This is a genomic window from Caballeronia sp. LZ016 (assembly GCF_031450805.1).
GTDB lineage: Bacteria > Pseudomonadota > Gammaproteobacteria > Burkholderiales > Burkholderiaceae > Caballeronia.
Map to the genome: position 1 here is coordinate 2,069,142 of NZ_JARTVY010000001.1, position 16,806 is coordinate 2,085,947.

At 63.6% G+C, this 16,806-nt stretch carries 13 protein-coding genes and 2 tRNA genes; 6 read left to right on the plus strand and 9 right to left on the minus strand.

The annotated features are described in order from the left end of the window. Positions 1-211: 211 nt before the first annotated feature. The 6 genes from P9220_RS09850 to P9220_RS09875 form a co-directional block, all read right to left on the minus strand. Positions 212-1,507 (minus strand): acetyl-CoA C-acetyltransferase, encoded by a 1,296-nt coding sequence (locus tag P9220_RS09850; RefSeq protein ID WP_309764675.1) that lies wholly within the window; start codon positions 1,505-1,507, stop codon positions 212-214. Further along, the gene (locus tag P9220_RS09855) at positions 1,504-2,412 is read right to left on the minus strand and encodes a MaoC/PaaZ C-terminal domain-containing protein (protein ID WP_309764676.1); all 909 of its coding nucleotides are present in this window, start codon (positions 2,410-2,412) and stop codon (positions 1,504-1,506) included. Before P9220_RS09855 ends, P9220_RS09850 begins: the two co-directional genes overlap by 4 nt. 2 nt (positions 2,413-2,414) lie before the next feature. Beyond that, positions 2,415-3,872: a 3-oxoacyl-ACP reductase gene (locus tag P9220_RS09860; RefSeq protein ID WP_309764677.1), complete on the minus strand. Its 1,458-nt coding sequence runs from the start codon at positions 3,870-3,872 to the stop codon at positions 2,415-2,417. Positions 3,873-4,028: 156 nt separating this feature from the next. Then, positions 4,029-5,249: an MFS transporter gene (locus P9220_RS09865; protein ID WP_309764678.1), complete on the minus strand. Its 1,221-nt coding sequence runs from the start codon at positions 5,247-5,249 to the stop codon at positions 4,029-4,031. Between the two features lie 384 nt (positions 5,250-5,633). Then, positions 5,634-5,720, minus strand: a tRNA-Leu gene (locus P9220_RS09870). 136 nt (positions 5,721-5,856) lie between these two features. Then, positions 5,857-5,943, minus strand: a tRNA-Leu gene (locus P9220_RS09875). 273 nt (positions 5,944-6,216) lie between these two features. Here P9220_RS09875 and rnr point away from each other — a divergent pair. The 5 genes from rnr (at position 6,217) to rpiA (ending at position 11,553) form a co-directional block, all read left to right on the plus strand. Continuing rightward, positions 6,217-8,679 carry a ribonuclease R gene (rnr, locus tag P9220_RS09880; RefSeq protein WP_309764679.1) on the plus strand — a complete coding sequence of 821 codons (2,463 nt, stop codon included), beginning with the start codon at positions 6,217-6,219 and terminating at the stop codon, positions 8,677-8,679. Positions 8,680-8,799: 120 nt separating this feature from the next. Further along, positions 8,800-9,543 (plus strand): 23S rRNA (guanosine(2251)-2'-O)-methyltransferase RlmB, encoded by a 744-nt coding sequence (gene rlmB / locus P9220_RS09885; protein WP_309764680.1) that lies wholly within the window; start codon positions 8,800-8,802, stop codon positions 9,541-9,543. A 1-nt stretch (position 9,544) separates the two neighbouring features. Continuing rightward, a complete protein-coding gene (locus P9220_RS09890) occupies positions 9,545-10,390 on the plus strand; it encodes an N-acetylmuramoyl-L-alanine amidase (RefSeq protein WP_404989536.1) in 846 nt (281 codons plus the stop codon). A gap of 5 nt (positions 10,391-10,395) precedes the next feature. After that, the gene (locus tag P9220_RS09895; protein WP_309764681.1) at positions 10,396-10,791 is read left to right on the plus strand and encodes a SirB2 family protein; all 396 of its coding nucleotides are present in this window, start codon (positions 10,396-10,398) and stop codon (positions 10,789-10,791) included. Positions 10,792-10,866: 75 nt separating this feature from the next. Further along, a complete protein-coding gene (rpiA, locus tag P9220_RS09900) occupies positions 10,867-11,553 on the plus strand; it encodes a ribose-5-phosphate isomerase RpiA (RefSeq protein ID WP_309764682.1) in 687 nt (228 codons plus the stop codon). Between the two features lie 69 nt (positions 11,554-11,622). Here rpiA and P9220_RS09905 read toward each other — a convergent pair whose 3' ends face one another. From P9220_RS09905 to P9220_RS09915, 3 genes are all read right to left on the minus strand, one after another. After that, complete coding sequence (locus P9220_RS09905; RefSeq protein ID WP_309765446.1) at positions 11,623-13,023, minus strand: undecaprenyl-phosphate glucose phosphotransferase; 1,401 nt, start codon at positions 13,021-13,023, stop codon at positions 11,623-11,625. A 32-nt stretch (positions 13,024-13,055) separates the two neighbouring features. Then, positions 13,056-13,802, minus strand: a complete 747-nt coding sequence (locus tag P9220_RS09910; protein ID WP_040050175.1) for a Crp/Fnr family transcriptional regulator — start codon at positions 13,800-13,802, stop codon at positions 13,056-13,058. 937 nt (positions 13,803-14,739) lie between these two features. Then, positions 14,740-15,726 carry a DUF1839 family protein gene (locus P9220_RS09915; RefSeq protein ID WP_309764683.1) on the minus strand — a complete coding sequence of 329 codons (987 nt, stop codon included), beginning with the start codon at positions 15,724-15,726 and terminating at the stop codon, positions 14,740-14,742. A 449-nt stretch (positions 15,727-16,175) separates the two neighbouring features. Between P9220_RS09915 and P9220_RS09920 the strand changes: the two genes are divergently transcribed. Continuing rightward, positions 16,176-16,709 (plus strand): GNAT family N-acetyltransferase, encoded by a 534-nt coding sequence (locus tag P9220_RS09920; RefSeq protein WP_309764684.1) that lies wholly within the window; start codon positions 16,176-16,178, stop codon positions 16,707-16,709. The last annotated feature ends 97 nt before the right edge of the window (positions 16,710-16,806 follow it).

A 16,806-nucleotide genomic window follows, 5' to 3' on the forward strand; every position in this document is an offset into this window, starting at 1 on the left:
TCGCGAGGTACGGTGCGACCGTTGGTGTCAACCAGCTAACGGGCTGGGAGGACGCAAGTTGTCAGCGGGCGTGGAAGGTGACCGATGTGCTACGGAGCAATTACGCCAGTTCGTGCCTTTTGCGGTTCGAAAAAGGCTGCTTTCTCACCCCCGCTCGCGGGACGGGCGCGCCAACAACCGGCACGAATACAAGCTCTCCGCAGGATGACCGTTACCGCTCCAGAACCGCAACAACCCCTTGCCCGCCGGCGGCACAGATTGAGATGAGCCCTCGCAAGGGCTGACCATCGCTATGCTCAGGCGCATGGGCGAGCAGCTTGGCAAGCGTCCCCACGATCCGTCCGCCGGTAGCAGCAAACGGATGCCCGACCGCCAGCGATCCGCCACAAACATTCATCCGTGCAGGATCTACACCGCCAAGCGGCGCGGAAAGCCCGAGCGCATCCCTGCAGTACTCCTCGTCCTGCCAGGCAGCAAGCGTACAAAGCACCTGCGCGGCAAACGCCTCGTGGATCTCGTAAAAATCAAAGTCCTGAAGCGAGAGGCCGGCGCGCGCGAGCATCGAAGGCACCGCGTAGACAGGCGCCATCAACAAGCCTTCGCGCTTGTCGAAGTAATCAACCGCAGCAGTAGCGGAGAACGTGAGAAAAGCGAGCACCGGCAGTCCTCGCCGCGCCGCCCATTCCTCGGAAGCAAGCAGAACGACAGAAGCCCCGTCGGTAAGCGGAGTCGAATTGCCGGCGGTGAGCGTCCCGGCATCGCGATCGAATACGGGCTTCAGCTGCGCGAGCTGGTCGAGCGAAACATCGGGACGGACATTGTTGTCCCGCGTGAGCCCATGAAACGGCGTCATCAGATCGTTGAAGAAGCCGCGCGAATAGGCCGCCGCGAGCTTGAGATGGCTCTCTTGCGCAAGCGCGTCCTGCCCCTCGCGCGAAATCTTCCAGCGTTTGGCCATGAGCTCGCAATGCTCGCCCATCGAAAGCCCGGTGCGCGGCTCGGCGTTGTGCGGCAGCGCGGGCCGAAAGAACATGCCGGGCCGCAGCTTGGCCAACGCACCGGCACGCTGACGCGTCGAACGGCTGCGATTCGCCTCGAGCAGAATCTTGCGCATCCGCTCGTTCACGCCGATGGGCGCGTCCGACGCCGAATCGACACCCCCCGCGATGCCGGCATCGATCTGCCCGAGCGCGATCTTGTTGGCGACGAGAATCACCGCTTCGAGCCCGGTGCCGCACGCCTGCTGCACATCGCAGGCGGGCGTTTCCCTCGCAAGCGTCGTCGCGAGCGCGGCTTCACGCGTGAGATTGAAGTCGCGCGAATGCTTGATGACCGCGCCCGCCGCCACTTCGCCGAGGCGCACGCCGTGCAGTTCGTAGCGGTCGACGAGCCCTTGCAGCGTGAAGCTCAGCATGTCCAGATTCGACGCCGTGGCATAAGCGGTGTTCGATCGCGCGAACGGAATGCGATTGCTGCCGATGATCGCGACGCGCCGCACTTCGCTCATGGCAGCTCCCATTCGAAGCGACCTCGCAGATGCGGACGCTCGCCCGCGAGATCGCGCACTTCGAAATCGCGCGCGTCGGGCGAGGGCGCGGCGGTCCACAGGCTCGCATCGCCGGGAAGGTAGAGCGGCAGCTTGAAGTCGCCGTGCGCGTGACCCGCTGCGAGCGTCTTCGACGGAGACAGCGCCGCGAGCGTGCGGGCGAGCGTCCACATGCCGTGGGCGATGGCGCGCGGAAAACCGAACGCCTTTGCGCTGAGCGCGTGCAGGTGGATCGGATTGAAGTCGCCCGATGCCTTCGCGTAATCGCGTCCGAGCTGCGCGGGCAACTGCCAGCGCGCCTCGCGAGCGAGCAATACGGCGGGCGGTTCGGCGGCGCGAGGCAGCGGCGCGACGCCATGGCTCTTGCCGTCACGTCTCAGATAGACGCTGTCGCCATCCCAGACCGCTTCGCCGCGTCGATAAATCCGCGTGTGCAGCGTGAAAGCATGGCCTTTCTCGTGCGGCACGACCGGCCCGCATTCCACTTCGATCCGCACGCGCTGCCCGGCGGCGAGCGGCCTGCGCAGCCGGACGCTGTTCGAGAGATGCACCATGCCGAGCGCGGGCCACGGAAACGACGGATCGGTGAGCATCATCAGATGCAGCGGAAACGCGAGCACATGCGGAAACGTGAGCGGCAGGCCATGTTCGGGAATGAAGCCGCACACGCGCGCATAGCGCCCGATGTGTTCGGCGTCGAGCCGCACGTCCGGCCGCACGAGCCGCAGCGCGGGCAGCTCCGGAGCACGACCGCGCCGGAATAGGCCGGGCAGGGCGCGCCCATACAGCCTGGCGGGCGGCGGCAGCGTGTCGATGACGACGGTGCGCGCGCGCTGCATCGGCGATGCCGGCAGGGGCGTCTGCATCGCTAGGCTCCGACGAGGCTTTGGCCGCACACGCGCACGACGTTGCCGGTGATGTTCGCGCACCCCGGACTCGCGAGCCACGCGACGGTTTCGGCGACATCGACGGGCAGGCCGCCTTGTCCCATCGAGTTGAGGCGTCGTCCGGCCTCGCGCGTCGTGAACGGCATGCGCGCGGTCATCTGCGTTTCGATGAAGCCCGGCGCGACCGCGTTGATCGTGATGCCGCGCTCGCGCAAGAGCGGCGCCATGCTTTGCACACGCCCGATCACGCCGGCCTTCGATGTCGCGTAGTTCGTCTGTCCGCGATTGCCCGCGATGCCGCTGATCGACGACACCGCCACGATGCGGCCTCCCGCGCGCAGCACGCCTTGCCCGAGCAGTGCATCGTCGATGCGTTCCTGGGCGATCAGATTGATGTCGAGCACGCTGTCCCACATGTCGCCTGTCATCCGCGCGATGGTCTTGTCGCGCGTGATGCCCGCGTTATGCACGACGATATCCACGCCGCCCGATGCGAGAAGCGCCGCTGCGATTTCGGCGGGCGCATCGGCGGCGGCGATATCCGCGATCAGCGCGGCATGCGCGCCGTCCGACGGCGACATGTCCTCGATGGCGAGCATGGTCTGGTCGAGCGCGTCGCGGGCGGCGTCGATGTCGATTCCGGTGACGATGGCGCCTTGCGTCGCCAGCACCGTCGCGATCGACGCGCCGATGCCGCGCGCCGCACCCGTCACGACGGCGCGCTTGCCGGCAAGCGGCTGCGTCCAGTTCCCGGGGACGGGGACGGGGGCGGGGGCGGCGGGTCCGTCGATGTGCACGACCTGGGCCGATACATAGGCCGAGCGCGGCGAGAGAAAGAAGCGCAGCGCGCCTTCGATATCGGCGTTGCCGGTCACGTACAGCAAATTGGACGTGACGCCGTTGCGCGCTTCCTTGCCGAGCGAGCGCGTCATGCCTTCCAGCGCGCGCTGGGCGGTGGCGGCGCGCGGGTCCGCACAGGACGATGGTGATCGCCCGAGCACGACGATGCGTCCGCTTCTCGCGAGCGAGCGCAGTGCGTCGTGAAAGAACGCGTACATCGACCGGAGTTCGCTGCTTCCGGTGATGCCGGTTGCGTCGAAGAGGAGCGCATCGACGCGGTGAGCGGCGGCATCGGCGGTATCGGCGGTATCGGCGGCGTGCGGCTCGAATCGGCCGGTCATCGCGCCGTGGGCGCGCGCAAGCGTGAGCCAGCCCGGCGCGGTGTCATGGGCGATGCCCGTCATGCCGATCGCCCTGAGCACCCCGATGATCTGATCCAGCAGTTGAGGCGACGGCCCGGCTCCGATGGCCGCCATGCCGCCGAACTCGGCAACGCCCGGGCGATGACGCCGCAGCACCTCCGGCTTCGGCAGCCCGAGCGCGCGGGCGAGGCTCATGCCGAAGGGCGAATTGACGAAGTCGAGATAGCGGTCTTTCATCGATTCATTTGGGCGGCGGTCAGTCGGGCGCGATGCTCGCAGAAACCGTCGCTGCGGTTATGCCATGAATCGAGGATACCGAAGTTTCGGGGAGGGCGTCGACCGCGACTCCTGGCTTGCGAGAAATCGCGAGCGCGGCACTCCGCATCCCGCGTACTAGCGGGCCGCTCCCATTTCCCGCGCCGACCGCGTCATATCGATTCCCCTTCGCTCGCGGCTAAAGAAAATCAACGCGGCAATGACGACAGCGACCGTCCCCGCGACGATCGCCATCGCCAGGCCATAATTGTTTCCGTGCGCTGTCGCAATACTCGCCTGCATCGTCGCGTTAATGGCGGCGAGCAGATTGCCGAGTTGATAGACGAGCCCCGGAAACGTCGCGCGTATCTCGTCCGGCGATATTTCGTTGAGGTGAACGGGAATCACGCCCCACGCGCCTTGCACGGAAATCTGCATGAGAAACGCGCCGATTGCGAGCGCCACCGGTCCGGCGGAAAACGCCCACAGATAAAGCACCGGCAATGCGATCAACGCCGCGATGAAAATTGCCACGCGCCGCCCGATTCGCTCCGACATCGCCCCGAAAAACAGCCCGCCGACGATCGCACCGATATTCAGCACGATGGTGATGATGGAAACCGTGTGCGGGTCGAAACGATGCTGTTCGCGCAAGAACGTCGGATACAAATCCTGTGTGCCGTGCGAAAAGAAATTGAATGCGGTCATCAGAACGATTGCATAAAGCGAAAGCGTCCAGTTTTGCCTGAGCATCGCGATCAGACCGGGCCGCTCGCGCTTTTCCATTGCGCGCCAGGCGGGCGATTCCGGCACATGCGCGCGCACATAAAGCACGAGCAGCGCGGGCGCGACGCCGACAAAGAACATTCCTCGCCAGCCGACATACTGATACAGCACACCGAACACGATCGACGCGAGCAGATAACCGCTCGGATAACCCGCCTGCAGCAGCCCGGAAACGAAGCCTCGCGCTTTCGGCGGCACGGTTTCCATCGTCAGTGCGGAGCCGACGCCCCATTCCCCGCCCATTGCGATGCCGAAAAGCGCCCGAAGAACCAGAAGCGTCGTCAGATTGGGCGACAGCCCCGAAAGCAGTTCCAGCAGCGAATAAATCGCGATGTTGATCATCAGTGTCGGACGGCGGCCGAATCTATCCGCAAGCCGGCCGAAAATCAGCGCGCCGATGGGCCGCATCGCGAGCGTCAGCGTGATGGCAAAAGCGACTTCTGGAATCTTCGTGTTGAACTCGGCGGCAATGTCTTTCAACACGAAGACCATCAGGAAGAAATCGAATGCATCCAGCGTCCAGCCAAGATAAGCCGCAATCGTTACGTTTCTTTGTTCTCGCGTCCAACTCATCGCTCGCGCCTCCCGTTCCGTTCCGATCTAATCAATCAGCGTTGACACGCGGCAGGCATCATGCGCCGCGCCGTATCGACGCGCGCGACAAAAGTATGGCGAGCCGCGCGGGCAGAACGAGTGTACGCCGGCGATTAACGGTGCGCTGAAATCGGAAGTGGAAGCGAGTGTTAATCCGGAGCGAATATGAATAACCGGATTCGGGATTAATTCAATTGCCTTTTATCGAATAAGAACTTCGAACGAACGTGAAAGGGCGTTGAATCTGATTGGAAATAAAAAGGCGCGGCGGGAAAGACGCATCGCAAAAACAAAGCCCCACGTTCAAAGCGTGGGGCTGCTTGCGGCGCTGTTGCGCGTTCGCGTGTTTCGCGAGAGGGACCTTGGTGCCCAGGAGAGGACTCGAACCTCCACGGTGTTGCCACCGCTAGGACCTGAACCTAGTGCGTCTACCAATTCCGCCACCTGGGCCAAGGGGTACAGCGAGCCCGCTATTTTAGCGGGAAGCCGGGCCGTGTCAACTGCAAACTTCACGACCGGCAGGAGCCAAAAACGCGGTCTCCGCATAAAAAGAAAACGCCACCCGAAGGTGGCGTTTTCCGACATCTGGTGCCCAAGAGAGGACTCGAACCTCCACGGTGTTGCCACCGCTAGGACCTGAACCTAGTGCGTCTACCAATTCCGCCACCTGGGCAAGGGTGCGTGTTGCTGCCGTCTTGTGTTCAGCAGCAAAGAACGCCATTGTAGCGTGTGCAAGAGGCTTGTCAAGCGTTTCTTTCGATCATTCTTCTGGACCGACGTTTGCACGTGGTCTGCCACCGGGGCGCCTGCCAGCGCATTGGCGGCAGGGGAAGATCACGGCAAGACCATGTATGGTGCGGTGTTAGAATCGTTTCGACGATTGCCGCTCGACTCGCGGCAAAACACGGCGAAACTCCCGTTCAACGAGAAGAACATTATCAAGCCCTTGAGCAAATATCCGTATCCGATTCCCAGCCGCGAAGAGATCCTCGGTGTGCTGCGCACGAGCGAGACTCCGCATGCCGCGAACGACATCGCAGAGGCGCTGTCGATCAAGCGCCAGGAGCGCGAAGGCTTCTTCAAGCGACTGGCGGCCATGGAACGCGACGGGCAAATCCGCCTCGACAAGCGCGGCCATTACCAGCTCACTCATCCATCGAATTTCGTCGCGGGCCGCGTGCAGGGCCATCGCGATGGTTTCGGCTTCCTGATCCGCGACGACGGCCAGGACGACCTGTTCCTGCCCAACGGCGAGATGCAGAAGGTCATGCACAACGATCGCGTGCTCGCGCGCATCGTCGGCTATGACCGGCGCGGACGGCCCGAAGGTCATATCGTCGAGGTCACGGAGCGCGCGAACAAGCGCATCATCGGCCGGCTCATCAACGAGAACGGCGCGCTGATTCTCGTGCCGGAAGACAAGCGCATCGGCCACGACATCCTCATCACGCAGAATCCGAGGAAAGCGAAGGTCGGCCAGGTGGTGTCCGTCGACCTGACGGACTTCCCGAGCCGGCATTCGCAGCCGCTCGGACGCGTGGCCGAAGTGATCGGCGATATCGACGATCCCGGCATGGAAATCGAAATCGCCGTGCGCAAGTACGGTGTGCCGCATCAGTTCAGCGAAGCCGCGCTCAGCGCAGCCGCGAAGCTGCCCGACGAAGTGCGTCCGGTGGATATCAAGCATCGCGTCGACTTGCGCGATGTGCCGCTCGTCACGATCGATGGCGAAGACGCCCGCGATTTCGACGACGCCGTGTATTGCGAGCCGATGACCGTCGGCCGCGGCACGGGGTTCCGTCTGCTGGTGGCGATCGCGGACGTCTCGCACTATGTGCAGCCGGGCGAGCCGCTCGATGTCGACGCGCTGGATCGCAGCACATCGGTGTACTTCCCGCGCCGCGTGATCCCGATGCTGCCGGAGAAGCTCTCGAACGGCCTTTGTTCGCTGAATCCGGATGTCGACCGCTGCGTGCTCGTGTGCGATATGGTCATCACGGCGCGCGGCGAGATCAAGGCGTATCAGTTCTATCCCGGCGTGATGCATTCGGCGGCGCGGCTCACGTACACGGAAGTCGCGGCGATCCTCGCGAACACGAAGGGCCCCGAAGCCGCGCGACGCGCCGAGCGCGTGCCGGACCTGCAGAATCTGCACGGCGTCTTCAAGGCGCTGCATGCTGCGCGGCAAAAGCGCGGCGCGATCGATTTCGATACGACCGAGACCTATATCGTCGTCAATTCGCAAGGCAAGATCGAGCAGATCGTGCCGCGTCATCGCAACGACGCGCATCGGCTGATCGAGGAATGCATGCTGGCCGCGAACGTCTGCGCGGCGGATTTTCTGAAGCGCAACAAGCATCCGGGGCTGTATCGCGTGCATGCGGGGCCGACCGAGGAAAAGCTCGAGAATCTGCGCCAGTTTCTGCGCGGCGTCGGCCTCACGCTCACCGGCGGCGACAAGCCGCATGCGAGCGATTACGCCGCGCTGATCGCGCAAATCCGCGACCGGCCCGATGCGCAGATGCTTCAGTCGATGGTCCTGCGCTCGATGCAGCAGGCGGTCTACAGTCCGGACAACATCGGCCACTTCGGGCTTGCTTACGAGGCCTATGCGCACTTCACGAGCCCCATTCGCCGCTATCCCGACTTGCTCACGCATCGCGCGATCTACGCGATCCTGCAGGGCAAGAAGTACGTGCCAAACATCGGACACGACGTTTCGCTGAGCACCGGCCTCACGAAGGCGGCGCGCGAGATGCAACTGGCCGACGACAGCGCGCGCGGCCGCTCGAGCAACAACGTCGCGGTGTGGGAGGAGCTGGGGCTGCATTGCTCGTCGAACGAGCGCCGCGCCGACGAAGCCTCGCGCGATGTCGAAGCCTGGCTCAAGTGCTACTTCATGCGCGACAAGCTGGGCGAGGAATACGGCGGCATGGTGAACGGCGTGACGTCGTTCGGCATCTTCGTGCAGCTCGATTCGCTGTTCATCGAAGGGCTCGTGCATGTGACGGAACTCGGCTCCGACTACTTCCAGTACGACGAGATCAAGAACGAGTTGCGCGGCGAGCGCACCGGCATCCGCTATCGGATGACGGATCGCGTGCGCGTGCAGGTCGGCCGCGTCGATCTCGATGCGCGCAAGATCGACTTCCGCCTCGTGCGCGATACGCCGGTGAAGCCGTCGCCGAGAGCGGCGTCGTCGGCGGAGGCTGGTGCGGCGGGCGGCAACGGCTCGTCGGGTCCGCGCATCCGTCAATTGAGCGATGACGACACGCCGGGCACGCGTCAGCGCGGCGGCTCGAAGAAGGGCGCGACGGCGACGGTGCGCGGCGGCGGCGCGGCGAAGAAACGCGGCGCGGCGTCGAAAGCGCCGGCGCAGGCGAGGCCGGCTCGCAAGAAGCGCGGATAATCGCTGACGGGCGGGGCCGTTCGCGGTCGTTTGGCCCACTACATTACGCGCGGTCCGATGCGTTTTCGCGTCGGACCGCGTCGTGCTTTTCATGGTTTCCAGCTCAGGTTCAGATCAGTCATGTCACGTCTCAAGGTTCTATACGGTTTTCACGCGGTGACGGCGCGTTTGCGCGCGGATGCATCGTCGATCGAGGAGGTGCTGTACGACCCCACGCGCAAGGATCGGCGCATGCAGGACTTCCTGCGGACCGCGAAGGAAGCGGGCGTGCGGCTGATCGCCGCCGATGAATCGCGCCTGTGGGGCCTCGCGGGCAACATTCAGCATCAGGGCGTGGTCGCGCGCGCGAACGACCTGCCGCTTGCGCAGAATCTGGCCGAACTGCTCGATGGCATTTCGGGTACGCCATTGCTGCTGGTGCTCGACGGCGTCACCGATCCGCACAACCTCGGCGCGTGCCTGCGTGTCGCGGATGCGGCGGGCGCGCATGCGGTGATCGCGCCGCGCGACCGTTCGGCGGGCCTGAACGCGACGGCCGCGAAAGTGGCGAGCGGCGCGGCGGAAAGCGTGCCGTACATCACGGTGACGAATCTGGCGCGCGCGCTGCGCGAACTGAAGGATGCGGGCGTCTGGGTGATCGGCACGGCGGGCGAAGCGACGGCGAGCCTCTATGAGACGAAGCTGGATGGCCCGGTGGCGATCGTCGTCGGCGCGGAAGGCGAGGGCATGCGCCGCCTCACGCGCGAAACGTGCGACGAGATCATGAATATTCCGATGGCCGGGGCGGTGGAAAGCCTGAACGTGTCGGTGGCGAGCGGGATTTGCTTGTTCGAGGCAGTGCGGCAGCGGGGAGTGAAGAAGTAACGTGCACGTCCCGCTTCGCCTGTCGGCGTTCGCGCTTGCCTGTGCCTTCGCCCTGACCCTCACCGCCTGCACCTCCACCATGCAAAACCGCGGCACCTACATCGCCGACACGCAGTACCACGCGAAGAACGCCGACTCGCGCGTGCGCTTTCTCGTGATGCATTACACGGAGATCGACGAAGCGCGCTCGCTCGCCGTCCTGACCGGCGACGAAGTCAGCGTCCATTACGTCGTGCCCGACGCCCCGCGCATCCGCGACGGCGAGCCGGTCGTCTATCAGCTCGTGCCGGAAGATCAGCGCGCATGGCACGCCGGCCAGAGCTACTGGCAGGGCGCGACCGAACTCAACGCATCGTCGATCGGCATCGAGAACGTGAACCTCGGTCCCGTCGATACCCTTTCGGGCCGCGGCTGGCAGCCCTATCCGCCGGCGCAGATCGACGCGCTCGTAAAGCTCTCGCGCGATATCGTCGAGCGATACCGCATTCCGCCAACGCGCGTCGTCGGCCACAGCGACATCGCACCGCAGCGCAAGATCGATCCCGGTCCGCTGTTCCCGTGGCGCACGCTCTACGATGCGGGCATCGGCGCATGGCCCGATGAATCGACGGTCGCCGCGCATCTCGCCGGCCGCGATCCGAAAGCGCCCGCCGACGTGCGCGCGCTGCAGGAGAAGCTCAGGCGCTACGGCTACGATATCGCCGCCGACGGCGAATTCGACGAACGCACGCGCCGCGTCTTCAGCGCGTTCCAGATGCATTTCCGCCCGTCCGACTACGCCGGCGATGCGGACGCCGAAAGCGACGCCATCGCACAGGCATTGCTCGACAAATACTTCTCACGATAAAGAACATGGGCGATTACTTTCTGCCGATACGCGCGCTGCACATGGCCTGCGCGGGCATCAGCATCGCGGGCTTCGTGCTGCGCTGGATCTGGATGCTGCTGGATTCGAGGCTCCTCGCCGCACGCGCGACGAAGATCATTCCGCATATCGTCGATACGCTCTTGCTCGTGAGCGCCATCGCGCTCGTCGCGATCATCGGCTTCGGGCCGAACGCCGCGTGGCTGTCCGCGAAGATCGCCGGGCTGCTCGTGTACATCGTGCTCGGGACGCTCGCGCTGAAGCGTGGCCGCACGAAGGGCGCACGCGCGGTGTTCGGGGTGCTGGCGATCATCGTGTTCGCGTTCATCGCATCCGTGGCGCGCACGCACGATCCCGCAGGCTTCCTGCATCGCATCGCCTGAAGTCGCGCAAAAACGCATGGCCGCCGTGCGCGCTCCGATAAAATCGGGCTTTTCTCTCACGCGCAGCACCACTTCATGACTCAGGACGAACTCAAGCAACTGGTCGGCCAGGCCGCCGCCGACTATGTGAACGCGCAGGTGCCGGAAGGCTCGATCATCGGCGTCGGCACCGGATCGACGGCCAACTGCTTCATCGACGCGCTCGCCGCATCGAAGTGGCGTTATCGCGGCGCGGTATCGAGCTCGCTTGCCACGACCGCGCGGCTGGAATCGCACGGCTTCCAGGTGTTCGACCTGAACGAGATCGAATCGCTGCCGGTCTATGTCGACGGCGCCGACGAGATCGACGCAAGCGGCGCGATGATCAAAGGCGGCGGCGGCGCGCTCACGCGCGAGAAGATCGTGGCCTCGGTGTCGGACGTGTTCCTCTGCATCGCCGATGCAAGCAAGCGCGTCGACGTGATGGGTACGTTTGCGCTGCCCGTCGAAGTCGTGCCGATGGCGCGCACCGCGATCGGCCGCAAGCTCGCGGCGCTCGGCGGCGTGCCGATCGTGCGCGTGACGAAGGACGGCATGCCCTACATCACCGACAACGGAAACGAGATCATCGACGTGAAAGGCCTGGCGATCACCGATCCGCGCGCGCTCGAAGCGCAGATCAACGCATGGCCGGGCGTGGTGACGGTCGGTCTCTTCGCGGCGCGCGGCGCGAACCTGTGCCTGCTCGGCACGGAGCAGGGGGTCGAGCGCATCGACTACTGAAGCGGCGCATGAAACGCAAATGGCCGGGCGACTCGCGTTGCCCGGCCATTTTTATTGCCTCTCTCGCGATCAGTACGCGTTGCGCCCGATGAAACCCTTGAACAGCGTCATCGCGACGATCTTGATATCGAACCAGAACGACCAGTTGTGAATGTAGAACAGGTCGAACTTGACGCGGCTCTGCATCTTTTCGACCTTCTCGGTCGCGCCGCGATAGCCGTTCACTTGCGCCCAGCCGGTAATGCCCGGCTTGATGCGATAGCGGAACATGTAGCCGTACACGAGATCCTTGTACAGATCGTCGTGCTCGATCGCATGAGGTCGCGGCCCCACCACCGACATATGCCCGAACAGCACGTTGATGAACTGCGGCAGTTCGTCGAGGCTCGTGCGGCGCAGGAAAGCGCCGATCTTCGTCACGCGCGGATCGTTGCGCGTCGCCTGCGTGACATGGCCCTGCGTTTCCTTGTGCACGGCCATCGAACGGAACTTGTAGATGCGGAACGGCCGTCCATCCGCGCCCTTGCGATGCTGCGTGAAGAACACGGGACCGTCAGACGTCGCCTTGATCGCGATGGCGATCGCCACCAGCAGCGGCGACAGCGCCAGCAGCGCGGCGGCCGCGAAACAGCGATCGAACAGCAGCTTGGGCCACATCTGCAGCGTATTGACCGGTGACGTCGTCAGGTTGATGGTTGCAAGCCCGGCGACATCGGTCATCGAATGATTGAAGAGCGAGATGCTGCGCGTGTCCGGAATCAGCCGCAGGTTCACGAAATCATGGCGCAGCGCATGCACGAAGCGATAGATCGTGTGCTCCTGCGACAGCGGCAACGCGAGCCACACTTCGTTGATTTCCTCGGCGCGCACTTTCTCGACGAGTTCGTCGAAGTCGTTCAGCACCGGCAGGCGAGTGGAAGCGCCGAGCCGGCTGCCGACGCCACTTGCCTGCAATTCTTCATCGCCGGTCGTATCGAGCAGGCAGACGGGCGTGAAGCCCTGTTCCGGCGTGCTGCTCAAATGCGCGAGCAGCGTGCGCGCGAAGCCCTGCGCGCCGACGATCGCCACGGTGCGCTGATTGAAGCCGCGTGAGCGCATCACGCGCAAGCCGAAATGCACGGCGCACTTCGCGAACACGATGAGCGCGCCGGAGATCAGCGTCGAGTAACCGAGCCACAGGCGCGACACCGCATCCATGCGATGCAGCGTGAACGCGAGCAGCAGGGCGCCCGCGACCACGGCCATCCAGGCGAGCGTGACGCGCGCGAGCATCATCGGCAGCGGCTTGCCGCGCCAGGTGTCGTACACGCCGAACGCGGGGAACAGCAGCAACGCGAGCACACTGTTGAACGCGATCAGCAGTTTCTCGACATCGCTGAAATCGAGCGAGGAGAAGCGCATCGAATGCGCGATTACCCCGCCTGCGACGATCAGCGACACGTCGAGACAACGTGCCGTCCAGCCGAACATGTCGTGCGTATTTCTCGTCTGCATCTGCATCGTCAGACGCTGGACGCCGACACGGCTTCCTGCGCACGCAGACGGGGCAGAAGGCGGTCGAACTCGCGCTTCACGAGGCCATAGCACTCGCAGGCGCGCGCTTCGAGGCCTTCGCGATCCACGACCTTGATGCAGCCACGGCTGTGATGGATGAGGCCCGCGTCGTGCAGCTTGCCCGCCGCTTCGGTCACGCCTTCGCGACGCACGCCCAGCATGTCGGCGATCAGTTGCTGCGTCACCTGCAGTTCGTTCGACGCGGTGCGGTCGATCTCGATCAACAGCCAGCGGCAGAGCTGCTTGTTGAGCGAGTGATGACGATTACATGCGGCGGTTTGAGCGACCTGCGTGAGCAGGGCTTGCATGTACAGCAGCATCAGGCGACGCAGAAAGTCGGAACGGCCGAACTGCTCACGCAGCGCCTGCGCGCTCATGCGGTACGCAAAGCCCGGGCATTGCACCTGCACGCGCGTCGGCATGGTTTCGCCGCCCGTCAGCACGGGCACACCGGTCATGCCTTCGCGGCCCACTGCGGCGATTTCGACCGAGCCGCCGTCTTCCATCGTATGAAGCAGGGAGATGATGGCCGTCGTCGGAAAGTACACGTGATGGATGCGTTGGCCGGAGTCACAGAGCAGTTGTTCAGTGCGGAGCTGAACGAGTTCGAGATGCGGAGTCAGCGCTTGCCATTCGTGCGCGGGAAGCGCGCCAAGCAGGTGGTTGCCGTGCAGGTCGGACTGGAGGGTCAGCATGATTTTTTCTCTCGTAACTTCGCGCGTTGCGCTTCACTTTTTATACTGGTGTCACCGTTCTCTCGCGCGGCGCTTGCCGCTGCTGAAAACGCCTCACACCAGCCCCGTTAGCAGCCCGTCCTCGCTTGAGTTGGTTTAGTTGTCGCGTCGGTTCGGGTTGCGCGACTCTTTTAGCGAGGACTGTGCCAATCCGGGCAACCTCAATGCTGGTGGGGCCTCATAGCGGGAGCACCCCTCGTGATGCGGCGCAGCGCCGCATTTTTGTTTCAGTCTTGAACATGGGTGGTCTTAAGAATACGAATGCGCCGCCGAGCCTATCGTCAGCGCAATCCCGAGAATCCGCAGCCCTGTCGTCGATCATCACCGTGCGATAAGCCTCGCGGCGATCCGCCATCGTTACCGAACACTTACTATCGTAGGGATAAAGAAAATTGATTCATCCATGTTCCATCGGTTTGGTGGCTTAGCGAACGCGTAATCGGGACACGCGATCTTCATCCCCCTCGCAGCCTTGTCATACGGGGCTCACAGCGCGCCCGACGAAACGTCGCGGGATTTTTCCGGAAAACAGCGAACGTTGCGCTGACTGCACGTTTCGAAAAGTGTGTGGGCAACGCCTCGTACGAATGCGCCCAGGCGCACCACGCCGCAGCGCGAAGAGGCCCACACAAGCCTTGCGCGGCCTCCGACTTTCTCATGACAAAAAGGCCGCAGGCGTAAAACGTTTGCGTGGGATAAACGACGCGTCGTGCTTTTTCGACTGACGAGAGTCGTGATGCAAGCGCACAGAAACGTTTCATCGAGGACAATCTTCGTGGTCATTCATCTCATCACGTGCCGATGAAATGCCAATGACACGGTCCGGCTGCACGACGCTACTGTCGGCGCTGCACCGACACACCGCCTCGATGTGTCGGCGCGGGCGCGTTTCGAATGATCAACAGACGATAGCGGCCAACGGCGCAACGACGCGATCGTAGGCCTCCTGCATCGCGTCGAAGGATGCATCGCAGAGGTCGCGCTTCGAGTGCGAGAGCGCACGAGCAAGACGGCATTGCATGACCATCGCTTCGCTCGCGATTCTGCGCGCGCCGAGATGCGTCGACACGGGAATATCGAAGCCGTGCTCGCGCATCCATTGCAGGTAATGCGCGAGCAGCTCGAAATTCGCGCCGAGTGGATGCATCACGTTGCACGCACAGAGGCGAGCGTATGCTTCGCCCCGCGAGAGCATGGTATCGACGTGTTCGGGGAACGCAGCGCGCCATCGTTCGATCGGGTTATGCATCGGACGCCGCAGGAGATGCGCGCAAAGCAGATCCGCCGAAACTTCGGCGAGCGCCGTCCCGGCAAGCGGATCACGTACACGCTTTGCGAACTCGACGTGCGGAAAGAGCGCCTGCCCATGCACTGTGCCCGCTGCACCGCCTTGTTCCGCCGCGTGCGCAGGGCTGGTTCTCAGGACGCCGTCGTAATCGTCGTCATCGAGCAGGTGATAGCCTGTGTGATGAAAGTAGCCGAGCCGCTTCGCATCGGGATCGATCACGTCGATACCGATAGTCGTCTTCGCATGTTCCGATCGATACGACGGCGCACGCGTATCAGGCAGAAAGAAGGCGTCCACTTCGACGAGCACGATGTTCCCGCGCCGCGTCTGCACCATCGCGCGTTCTTCGAGCGAATCGAATACGGACAGCTCCTGCACCTGCAGCCCGTATAGCTTCTCGATGTCTTCTTGCGGCAGGCGCGCGAGCGTGAACTGATCGTCTTCGAAATCCTGCGTGACGGTGAAGGCGAGCCCCGCATGCGGGTCGAGTCCGTTGCCGTGGAGAAGCTCGATCCACAGATCGACAGGACCGGCGCCGTCGCGCCAGATGCGCTCGCCGCGATGCAACTCGTGCGCACGATGACGCCGCGCGCGCATGCGTAGCGGGTCCAGTGAAACAACGCGTGAACGACTGACGCTGGAAGTCGTCATAGCGCTGGTATGAAACGCGCTCATGGTGTGACCTCGGGACCGGAGAAGCCGGCAACCGATACCGCGTGCGTTTGGAAGCGCTCGTTGTTTTTACCTGCGTTTTTATCGCGTTCGATGGCGGTATGCATTTTGATTTTCACATGAAGGCGCCTGAAGACGCGAGCGCAATCGGCACACGTGCGCCATCCTTGCGTGATTTTTTTCGCAAGGCATTTCGACGTGTGCGCGCTGAAGCGAGCGACGTCTTTTCCCCGGACGTCTCGTGCGCTTGAGGCCTTATTTGACGGGCCCGCAACGTCGAGCGTCGGTGCGCCCGCGCACTGAAACATTGGCGCGCGGGACTTAACGTTCAATCGTCAACGCCGGGACAACCGGAAAGCAAGGAGAACAAGAATATGAATTGGAAAATCCTGGATTTCGAACAGCTCACTGCGCGCGAGCTTTATCTGATTCTGCGCGCGCGCAGTGCGGTGTTCGTCGTCGAGCAATCGCATGTTCATCTCGATGCAGACGGCCGCGATGAAACCGGCGTGCATATCTTCGCCACCGATGACATGACGCGCCCGATGCCGGTGCTTGCCTACGCCCGCGTTCATGAAGGCGATCTCGAAGATCCCGAAGTCGTGGTGGACAAGATCCTGACAAGCCCTCTGCGTCGTGGCGACGGCACCGCGCACGCGCTCATCGAGCGCGTGCTCGCGGTATGTGCGGAACGCTGGCCCGGCCGCGCCGTGCGTCTGACGGCGCCGGTCAGCCTGCGCGGTTTCTACGAAGCATTCGGCTTCAGAAAAACTGAAGGGCCGTTAATCGAACATGGCATGCCTTTTATCGGTCTGACGAGAAAGAGCCGTCAAGCGCGCGAAACGATGAACTCGGGCAAACGTCCGATCGGCGCGAACGCATTCGCGAACACCTACGAACTGCTGTAACCCGCGCCGGCGCGCGTCGCTCTGCTGCGCGCCATCCGCATTTCCAATCCAGAAGAATAACGAAACACGCGACCGGCGTACTCACGTATGACGGGCA